Source organism: Deltaproteobacteria bacterium (assembly GCA_019310525.1).
Taxonomy (GTDB): Bacteria; Desulfobacterota; DSM-4660; order Desulfatiglandales; family HGW-15; genus JAFDEE01.
In genome coordinates this window covers 1-9,769 of record JAFDEE010000102.1, presented here as the reverse complement: position 1 = coordinate 9,769, position 9,769 = coordinate 1, and the positions used below count along the sequence as shown (strand labels likewise).

The 9,769-nt window shown below is 55.4% G+C and carries 6 protein-coding genes; all 6 read left to right on the top strand.

Translation table 11 applies throughout. The annotated features are described in order from the left end of the window. Positions 1 to 130 precede the first annotated feature (130 nt). The 6 genes from JRF57_14655 (at position 131) to JRF57_14630 (ending at position 9,600) form a co-directional block, all read left to right on the top strand. Entirely contained in the window at positions 131 to 1,429 is a 1,299-nt protein-coding gene (locus JRF57_14655; protein ID MBW2304941.1) for a peptidoglycan-binding protein, read from the top strand. A 300-nt stretch (positions 1,430 to 1,729) separates the two neighbouring features. Continuing rightward, the gene (locus tag JRF57_14650; GenBank protein ID MBW2304940.1) at positions 1,730 to 2,239 is read left to right on the top strand and encodes a penicillin-binding protein activator LpoB; all 510 of its coding nucleotides are present in this window, start codon (positions 1,730 to 1,732) and stop codon (positions 2,237 to 2,239) included. A gap of 42 nt (positions 2,240 to 2,281) precedes the next feature. Next, the gene (locus JRF57_14645; GenBank protein MBW2304939.1) at positions 2,282 to 3,784 is read left to right on the top strand and encodes a tetratricopeptide repeat protein; all 1,503 of its coding nucleotides are present in this window, start codon (positions 2,282 to 2,284) and stop codon (positions 3,782 to 3,784) included. 59 nt (positions 3,785 to 3,843) lie between these two features. Beyond that, positions 3,844 to 4,641, top strand: a complete 798-nt coding sequence (locus JRF57_14640) for an endo alpha-1,4 polygalactosaminidase (protein MBW2304938.1) — start codon at positions 3,844 to 3,846, stop codon at positions 4,639 to 4,641. A gap of 76 nt (positions 4,642 to 4,717) precedes the next feature. Then, positions 4,718 to 6,718: a polysaccharide deacetylase gene (locus JRF57_14635; GenBank protein MBW2304937.1), complete on the top strand. Its 2,001-nt coding sequence runs from the start codon at positions 4,718 to 4,720 to the stop codon at positions 6,716 to 6,718. 26 nt (positions 6,719 to 6,744) lie between these two features. Next, positions 6,745 to 9,600, top strand: a complete 2,856-nt coding sequence (locus tag JRF57_14630; protein ID MBW2304936.1) for a tetratricopeptide repeat protein — start codon at positions 6,745 to 6,747, stop codon at positions 9,598 to 9,600. The last annotated feature ends 169 nt before the right edge of the window (positions 9,601 to 9,769 follow it).

The window sequence follows — 9,769 nt, the reverse complement described above, 5'->3', positions numbered from 1 at the left end:
TGCGGATTTGCTCCATTGCCTCTGGTCCGATTTTTCTCCCATCAAGCTTTTCCATGCTTGAGGTAATAGCAGAACTAGAGAAAAATGTCTACATATTTCTGACCGTCTTAGTATGTTGCGAAAGACATTATTGTGGATAGGATCATTCATTGCGGTTTTTTTTGTAATAGGATGTGTCACAACTACTACTACCGGTAAAAACAAGGCGCAGGTGGCCGAGGCCAAGGCTCCTGAAAAAAAAGGAATTGAAATTCACCCGCCGGCCCTTACGATCGGGGATATTGCCAAGCAACCTGCCCATGTAAAGTTTGTCATAGCTGCCATTGTGAACAAGATGCGGGGAAACAGAGATTCTGGCCCTGAAGTAACCTTTGACCCGAAAGGGAAACACGCCTTTTATGATAAAGACTTCACGTATGATGATTTCAAGCTTTTAGCCATTCAACTTACCGGGTTTCAAGTAAAAAAACAGACAAAGAAGGAGGCTGAAATTGTAATTGAAGGTGTGTTCAACTTCGGGGACCTTTTTGGAAGACGTGTCGCCGACTATTTCGCGGCCGATTATACAGTGAAAAAAGGCGGGATAACAATCAATAAATCGGCCACGGCCTTGATCGCTCCTACGCTTCCTGAAATACAGACATTTATTGTTCCAAAGTCTTCTTTTAAAGGCACGAACTTAAAAGAGTTATCTTCTTTTATGGATCTTTACGTTCATGCACTGCTCAACGCTTTTAACATGGTCCCAACACAGGAAGATAGAATAAACAAGCAGAAATACGAAAAATTGTCTGTTTGGAAAAAATCGTTTTCCAGCGTGAATTCCACGCCGGAAGACTCTTTTATTATGGTGTTCTGTAAAGATCGCCTTCCATCTTACGCTTCTCTTGAACTGAAAATTACAGACAATCCCGACATGGAAGGGCAATCAATCCTCGATACACTGTATATTAATGATCATGGTTGGCGGGTCCTCGTATCAGGGGGGAAGTTCAGCGTCAATGCATTAAAGGACAACTTCTATGTTAATGTCCTTTATAATACCAACTCGGGTCCGGACAGAAAGACCGTGCGAATAGCATCTTACATGAATCGAAAGAGGTATGAAGATAATCAAAAGTTCGTGGTAATCCGGAAACAGAGAAAGGTGACTGCGCAAAAAGAAGTCAAAAAATTGACTGAAACAAAACCGCAATCAGGCCCGATAGAATCAGGAAAGGTGTTTCTGGACCCGCGCAAGAAGAGGGACGCAAAAATCATCCAATCGCGGTTAAAGGAATTGGGATATTATAAGAAACGAATCGACGGAATCTTCGGGCCCGGTTCAAGAAAAGCCTTGAAAAACTTCAAACAGGATAACAACCTGGCTGATAACAGCGTCTGGGATTTAAACACTCAAAAAATCCTTTTTAAAAATACGGGAAAGTAAATATGGATTGAGATCAGGCCTTCATTCCAAATCATGGTGCTCCAGGGAAACATCATGGGAGTGCCGTATTAAAGATCCATGCGATGAGCTGAGGCCTTTCAGGTCCTTGAGTTTTACCGATCCGAAACAAAAAGAACTGCTCCGTGGGCAGTCCTTTCGCCCATTAAGGGTCGGGGGTTTACGTGTAATTTGGGGTTGAATCATTTCGGACGACGGGAAATATATAATTTTATCAAATGATTTTCCGGGAGGAAAAGAATGAAGGCGATAAGAAGCGGTTGGATTGTTTTCCTGGTTCTTATGTTTTCTCTTTGTGGGTGTTATGCGAATCAGCGCTACCTCTCAGGAAAAGAGATCCATGGGAAGGCAAGGTATGTCGCCGTCTTACCCTTGGTCAACCTGACCACTTACCCCAACGCGGGGAGGATCGTTGGAGACCTGTTGAGCACGGAGCTTTACGCTCTCACCCCCTTTAGGCTCATGGAACGGACTGAAATGCTCGAGACCTTGAAAGGAGGAGAAGAAGATCTGGACACCGTCCTTGACAAGACTGTGGCCCTTCGGATCGGGAAAAGGCTGGGGGTGGATACGGTCATCTACGGATCGGTCTCCGAGTACCGTTACAAGAGGGGCCTGGATGAGGCCCCGGTGGTGGGGATCAACGTCAGGATGCTGGACGTGGAGAGCGGAAAGGTGCTTTGGGCGGAAAGTCGTTCCGCCACGGGGGGGTGCCCCTGGCCCTGGGGGGATTCTCTTAACAGGCTCGCTCAGAAGGTCTGCCATGACATGGTGTCAGACATGGTGCGCTGAGGCGCTTTTCCTCCATGAAATCAGGAGGACTTTCTTTCCGGGATGAAGAGTCGAATAATCGCAATCCTGCTGGTGTTCATGCTCCCCCCTTTCACCTGGGGCGGGCAGTCCGAGGCGGATAGTGGACAGGAAGAGGTTGTCCTGCCTGGTGATCTTTCCGGCGCGCCCGGTTCCCGAAATGAAGTCGGAAAGAACTATGGGGCAGGAGAACGGAAACAGCGGGATCTTTTGCGGGCCAGGATATTCATCCGGAAAGGATACCCCCGGGAATCCCTCAAGATATACAAAAGGCTTCGAAAGCAGTTCCCGGAAGATCTGGATATCCGGGCGGATTATGCCGAGGCGTTGATCAGTACCAACAATTACGAGGCGGCCGTGGGGGAACTCAGGGATCTTCTCGAAAAATCCCCATCCCACCTCAGGGGCGCGCGGTTGCTGGCACGCCTTTACACCGAGGCGGGCCGGGCCGAATGGGCCTTCCCGGTATATGAGGACATCCTGGGGCGGATGAAGGGGGATCCGGGCCTCTGGTCCGACTATGCATACGGACGGCTGGGGAGCGGGGATTGGGAGACGGCCCTTGAGTGTTTCCACCGCGCCCTTGATCTGGATCCCGGGAACGGAGAACTCCTGAGGAGTCTCCATGAGATCCTGCGGGATCACAGTCCGTCCCTGGAATCTGGATATCGCACCTATTCCCTGGATTCCGACGAGTCCACTGTCAAGACCCTCACCCTTCGGTACAGGCGGCACCTCACCACGGCGACCTCCCTGGAACTCACCCTGCATGATATCCACGTCACGCGCCCACCCCAAACGGGCATCTCGCCCCTGGATTATGGCATCAAGGACATTTTTTTCCTTCTCCACCATCGATTGAACTCATCCCTCCTGGTAAAGGCGGGGGCGGGCCGCCACGATGGGAAGGGGAAAGGAACTTCCCTTTTCTTAGGACTGGATATCCGGTTCCCGCGGGGGGTATCCCTTGGGGTGGACTATGAGCATAACCGCCCCTGGTACGATCCCGTAGACACCGTGGCATACGGAGGCTGCCTGGATCGATTCTTCGTCACCCTGGACTGGGCACCACGCCCGGCCTGGGGGATCCTTCTCAGCGCAGGCCTTGAAGATTACACCCTCCGGGATACCGGGGATTACGGCACCAAGCAGGATATGACCTTCATCTTGACCCGCCGTCTCACGGAAAGCCCGGACTTTTCCCTCAGCTATTCTTATTACCGCTCCCGCTTCCTCTATTCCTCGGAGATGTTCAGACCCATCTCCATGATCGAATCCGAAGCGGTCCATGGCCTTTCCGGCCGCCTGAAGGTCCGGCCCCGTCCTTACTGGGGTTGGGTTCTTTCAGGAGGGATCACCCGGGATTTCGGCCGAAAGGTTGATACCTGGCGGGTGGTTCCCGGAATCCGGTTCCGGTTCGGGAACCGCGTGGAAGGGAGCCTGGACTACGAATACTCCAGCGAGTCCAGGACGGTGGCGGGCGGTGTCACCCGGACCTTCTGGTTCCTGCTCAAAGTCATCCTGTAAGAAAGAGAATGGCACGGCCCCTGCATACCCGAAAAGAGGGGATTTGTGGGGTAGTTCCGATGAAGCGGCGGAAATTGTGGGGCATTCGCAACTGGACCTGCTATTACGGCGCCGGATGCGGTGTGGAGGAATACGGCCGGTTCGATCTGGCCGTGCTGGACGGACACTACCATCCTCCCCTGGCCCGCCGATCGGGGGGGCGTCCCCTGCTGCTGGGCTACGTGAGTACGGGGGAGGTGGAAGAGGGGGGGCACCTGTGGCCCTGGGTCAAGGAGGAGTCCTTTCTCCTCAAGAAAAACGGACGATGGAACACCTGGATCATGGACGTGCGGGACCTTAGATGGCGGGAACTGCTCCTCGGCAGGATCATCCCCTCGGTTCTGCGTCGGGGTTTTGACGGTTTGTTCCTGGACACCGTCGATTCCTGCCTCGGCTTGACGCTTGGGGACGAGGAGGAGCAGTATTCCGGAATCCCCCTGGCCCTTGAAGGACTCATCCGGGAGATCCGTGACCGTTTCCCTCGGGCCGTATTGGCCATGAACCGGGGTCTCCCGTTATTGCCCGCCGTTGCGGGAGTGTTGGACTGCGTGGTGATTGAGGGCCTGTACAGCGAATATGCAGGTCCTGAGAAGGGTTACCGGAAGGTTCCCCGGGAGACCCGAACCCTCCTGCTGGAGCAATTGGCTCGGGGTCTGGAGGCGGATCCGGACCTCACGGTTTTGACCCTGGATTATGACGGGAACGAAGAGCGGGAACTGGCACGGGAGGCCGTTTCCTTTTCACGGGTGAGAGGTTTCATCCCCTATGTCGGGAACTACAGGCTGGATCAGATCTTTTTGGACGCCCTTGAGGGTTAGTATCGCCCTGGTGGTACTTTTTTCCTTGTTCAGGCCTCCCTCTGGTGCGCGGGCCGGGGAACCTATCAGGAGGGAGGTGCTGGTTCTTTACGACGGCTTCCGGGGGCAAGGACCGGAGACCAACCTGGTGGCCCAGATCTGCCAAACCGTGCTCAATTATTACGGGATCCTGCCGGAATACAGGGATGTAAACCGTAAACCCCTTCCGGACGATGGGACCATGTCCCTGTTCCGCGCGGTGATCACCTCTTTCGAGGGCCCTCTGGGCAAGGTGCGGGACGATTACGTGGAATGGTTGGTCAGACAGATCAGGGCGGGCCGAAGAGTCGTCATCCTGGGGGATCCCGGGTTCACGGGCGTTGATGGTGAAAGTCCGCTCAAGGCCAAGGTGGACGAGATTTTTCGCCATCTAGGTCTTGCCTACGAGGGGGATTCCACCTTCTGCAAGGCCCTGATCCGTTACACCTTCAAGGATCCCGAAGGAGTGGAATTCGAGCGAAGGTATCCGCCCTTTCCGAGCCACTACGAGCGGTACCGTCCGCTGGGGCCGGAGGTTCGGACCTACCTTGGCCTCAGGCGAACGGACAGGGCGGACAGCGAGAGTTCGGTGATTGTCACCAGCCCGGGAGGAGGGCTTGCCCTCTCGGGTTTCATTATGTGGGAAGACCCTATCTACTACCGAAAGAAGTGGTATCTCAACCCGTTCCTTTTCTTCCGGGAGGCCCTTGGACTGACTGCAGAACCCGTTCCCGATCCCACCACCCTGAACGGACTCCGGGTGGCCATATCCCATGTGGACGCGGACGGTTTCCCCGGCCCTTCCAGGATCGACAAGAAGTCCCGCTGCGCCGAGATCATGCGGGACGAGATCTTCAAACGGTACGATTTTCCTGTAACGGCCTCGGTGATCGTGGGAGAGATAGATCCTGCGGCCCTGGGAAGTGAGGAACTGGTGTCCCTGGCAAGGGAGATTTTTGCACTACCTAATTTGGAGAGTGCATCCCACACATATTCCCATCCTTATTACTGGGACCCGAATTACCAATACAAGAAGATGTACGATTCACGTCATGGAATCGCCATACACGACTATACATTTGACCCCCGGATGGAGATCGACTACTCGATCCGTTACATCACGAAGGAGCTGGCCCCTCCAGGGCGGCCCTGCCGGGTCATGCTGTGGTCCGGAAACTGCGAGCCCCTGGAATCCCATATCGCCCGGTGCGATGCCCTGGGGGTGCTGAATATGAACGGCGGGGACACGGTCTTTGACGAGGTGGACGATTCTTATACTTCTGTGGCCCCTCTCTACCGCAGGGTGGGCAACCACTACCAGGTCCATACAGGCCAGGCAAACGATAATATCCTGAGCAATCTCTGGCAGGGTCCCTATTACGGGTTCCGGCGGATCATCACCACCATGGAGAGGACCGGAACCCCCTTACGGGTGGCTCCCATCGATATCTATTATCATTTTTTCAGCGCCGAGTACCCTGCCTCTCTCAAGGCCCTTAAGGAAGTCTATGAGTGGGTCATGAAACAGGATATCGCTCCTATGTTCACCTCCGAATACATCCGCATGGTCCTGGATTATCTCAAGGTCAGGGTGACCCGGGAAGCCCCCGGGCGATATAAAATCGAGGACTACGGATCATGCCTCACCCTGCGTTTTGATCCCGGGGGGCAGCCCCCGGATCTAGGGCGATGCCGGAACGTCATCGGATTCGCAAGGGAACCCCAGGGCCTCTATGTGTCCCTGGCGCCTGGAGCGAAAGAAGCCTTGATCGTCCTTTCTGATCCGGCCTCCGGCCGTGAAGGCGGCCGGAGGTATCCCCACGTGCGGACAGCCAGCGGGTGGGTGAAGGATTTTCGAGTGGAAGAGGGAACCCTGTCCCTGGAATATAGGGGGTTTGGGAAGGGCCGGCTGGAACTGGCCGGTATGGAACCAAACACAGCCTTTAGCGTGGAAGGTTCGGCCTTGCCAGAAGGGAAACGAATGGTGAAATCCGACAGGGAGGGGATCCTCTCCCTTAAGCCGATCCGCACCGGGGTGCTTAGAATCCGATGGAATTAAAAGACAAAAAGGCCCCGGGAGAACCCATGGAGAAGCCCGCCGCTCTCGAGGTCCCGATCCGTGGGTATACCCGCCTCTCCATTCAGACTTTCAAGGCCTGGCAGATACTGGGATTCCTCCTGGCCCTGGGGATCCTGGCCGCCCTCATCTTTCCCAGACAGGAGATGCTGGTCTCCTTCTATGTGAAAAAGGGCCTGACAGACAAGGCCCTTGAGGAACTGCATCGTATTTTAAAGAAAGATCCCCGCAATATCTCCGCTCTGCTCATGGTATCGGAACTTCTTGAGAAAAAGGGTGAAATCCCTCGGTCCATAAAGGCCCTTGAGCGGGCTTCCCGTTACAGGCCGGGGGATCCGGAGATTCTCGAGCGACTGGTGCACGCCTACGAATGGGACCGGAGACCCGAAAAGGCCCTGAGGACCCTGGAGACCCTGGCAGTGCTCCGTCCTGATCGCCTTCAGGTTTTCTCAAAGCTCATCGATTATTACCGATACTTAGGGCGGCCGGACATGGAAGTGGATGCAATCGTTAGTTTCATTCGGGCTGCGGAGAAACGGCCCGTTGAGGAGCAGTTTCCCCAACTGCATTTAGAGGGGCTCGAAGAGCGCATCTCCAGGAACACCCTTTTTACGGCACTTACCACGGAAATGGAAAGTCTTTCAGGTAAGTGGATTTCGGGACCGAAGGATCCCTTGCTGGGGGAACTCCTCAAAGGCCTTTATCTCCTGAGATTCAACGAAGCCAGGACCCTTGCCCTTGCCCGGGATGAAAGGGAGGCCGGAATCGGCGGAGAGGAAGGAGGTCTCACCCGGGCCCTCGAACTCTTTGTATCCACGGGAAAGCTGGAGGTAGGAGAAGAGTTTGCCGCATACATGGATAGGGCCTTCGGCAAGGGTTACGATTCCCGTATGAAGTTCGCGACAGTCCTTAGGTGGAACGGGTTTTCCTCTATGGCCTTGAAGATCGTCCAGGCCCTGGACCGGCAATTTCCAGGAAATCCGGAAATTCTCATGGCTTTGGCCGAAACAGCGAGGGAGGCGGGAAATTTCCGGGTGGCCCTGGCGGCCTCCAGAAAACTCCTGAAACACCGGAAGGATGCCTCGGATATTTACCTGCTGGCCCTGCGGGAGGCCTTTGAAGCCGCCCCCGGCCCCAGGGAGGCCTATCCCCTGGCCCGGGAGTTGGCAGAGAGATCAAAGGGAGAATCGAGCGTGGTCTTGGAACTTCTCGATATCGCCCTTGCCACGGGCGATCCGGGCATCGTTGAGGAGGCCGTTGGAAAGGCGGTTTCCCTCAAGCCCGGGGACCCCAAAATCCTGGAGAGGGCGGGGGAGATTTACCTTTGGACGGGGAAGCCCCGCAAGGCCTATGCCGTCCTCAAGATGGCGGTGGAAGGGTCTCCCGGGGGGAGAGAGACCCTTGAAACCCTGCTGGATGCGGCCGAGGCCACCAGGGACCGGGGCATCCTGGAATCGGCCCTCTCCCTGGCCCGGAAGCAGAGCCCCGGGGACATAAGACTCTTGAAAAGGATCGGGGAGACCTACCTTTCTATAGGCCGACCGGAGCGGGCCTACTCGGTCTTCAAGCGGATAGCGGCCCTCCAACCCAAAAGCCGCGCGAATACCCTTCGGATGCTGGATGCGGCCGAGGCCTGGGGCAAGGAGCCTATCCTCTCAGAGGCTGTTCTGCTGGCCCGCAAACGACACCCGGGGGACGCCCGTTTAATATTGCGGGTGGCGGAGATGTTTCTCGGCCTGGGGAAGGAGAGAAGGGCCATCAATGCCTATCGGGACTACCTCAGACTGAAACCGAAGGATGAAGAGGCCCTCAGGCAATTGGCGAAGCTGTATCTGTGGAACAATCAGGGCGTGGAGGCAGCAAGGCTTTTCCTCGCCCTTGCAAAGGACCGGCCCCGGGACCTGGAAATCCAGAGGGAGGCGGCCTTGTATTGTGAAGAAGCAGGGCTCCCGGAGGAGGCCTATGCTATCTATAGCCGGCTTCACCAGGCCCATCCCGAAAATTCGTCTTTCACGGAGAACCTGATCCGTTTGGCCCTTTGGACCAATCGGCCCGGTGAGGCGGCCCGGCTCCGGGGAGAGATCTCAGACGGGGATCCCTCTGATTACCGGAAGGCAGTGATTGCAGGAAAAAGCTACCTGGAAGCCGGGCGGCCACTGGAGGGCGTCCGGTATCTGGAAAGGGCACGGAAACTTCGTGCCGGGGATCCATCCCTCTTGAGGATGCTCGTTCAGGCCTATGAATGGACAGGAGATACCGGAAAGATGATCCAAACGCTGGAAATCCTGGCGGCCTCGGGGGGCATAGAGAAGGAAGAAGTCCTTCTTTTGGCCCGGGCCTATTTGGATCGGGGGGACGGTCAAAGGGCACTTAAGTATCTTCAGTCCTTTGGGTCGTCAAAGGTTCTCGATCGGGAGGAGGGAATGATGCTGGCAAGGGCCTATGAGCTCACCGGAAAGGAGCGGAAGGCCCTGGAGGTATACAGATGTTTGGCCAAGGAATACCCCGGCGATTCAGGGCTTTTGGCTGAATTGGGGAATCGGGCTTTGTGGCTTGACATGCCTGAGTCAGCCCTCCGGTTTTTTGAGAAGGCCCTGAGGGTGGACCCGGCGAACCCGGAAGCCCTCAAGGGAAGCGCCGAGGTCTATGCGATGAAAGGCGATTTGCAGCGGGCCATCAGGCGGCTTGAGGCTTACAACCGGATCCGTTCAGATGATTACGAGGCAAGGTATAGACTCGGGGAACTCTACTTTCAGAGCCAACGCCAGGGAGAGGCCCTGAGGGAATACGACAAGGCCCTCTCCCTCATGAGAGAGGCTGACCTCCGCCTGGAACGAAGCGCCCAGGGCATGAGCCTTCAATAATTTCAGGGTCATCCGGGAAGTATCCCGACCCTTTCCTTTCCCTGGAGCCATTGCCGTCTAGAATAGAATTGTTTTGCTATTCATTAATAATAAAATCAGATAGATAGTCATACATAACGGTTTCTTTCAAATTCAGGTTTTTTGCAGGCCAGCAGAAAGCAGAGGCTGC

Excerpts from the sequence above, each read along its gene's own strand:
- JRF57_14650 (MBW2304940.1), top strand. The coding sequence starts at position 1,730 with ATGTTTTCTCTTTGTGGGTGTTATGCGAATCAGCGCTACCTCTCAGGA.
- JRF57_14645 (MBW2304939.1), top strand. The coding sequence starts at position 2,282 with ATGAAGAGTCGAATAATCGCAATCCTGCTGGTGTTCATGCTCCCCCCT.
- JRF57_14640 (MBW2304938.1), top strand. The coding sequence starts at position 3,844 with ATGAAGCGGCGGAAATTGTGGGGCATTCGCAACTGGACCTGCTATTAC.
- JRF57_14630 (MBW2304936.1), top strand. The coding sequence starts at position 6,745 with ATGGAGAAGCCCGCCGCTCTCGAGGTCCCGATCCGTGGGTATACCCGC.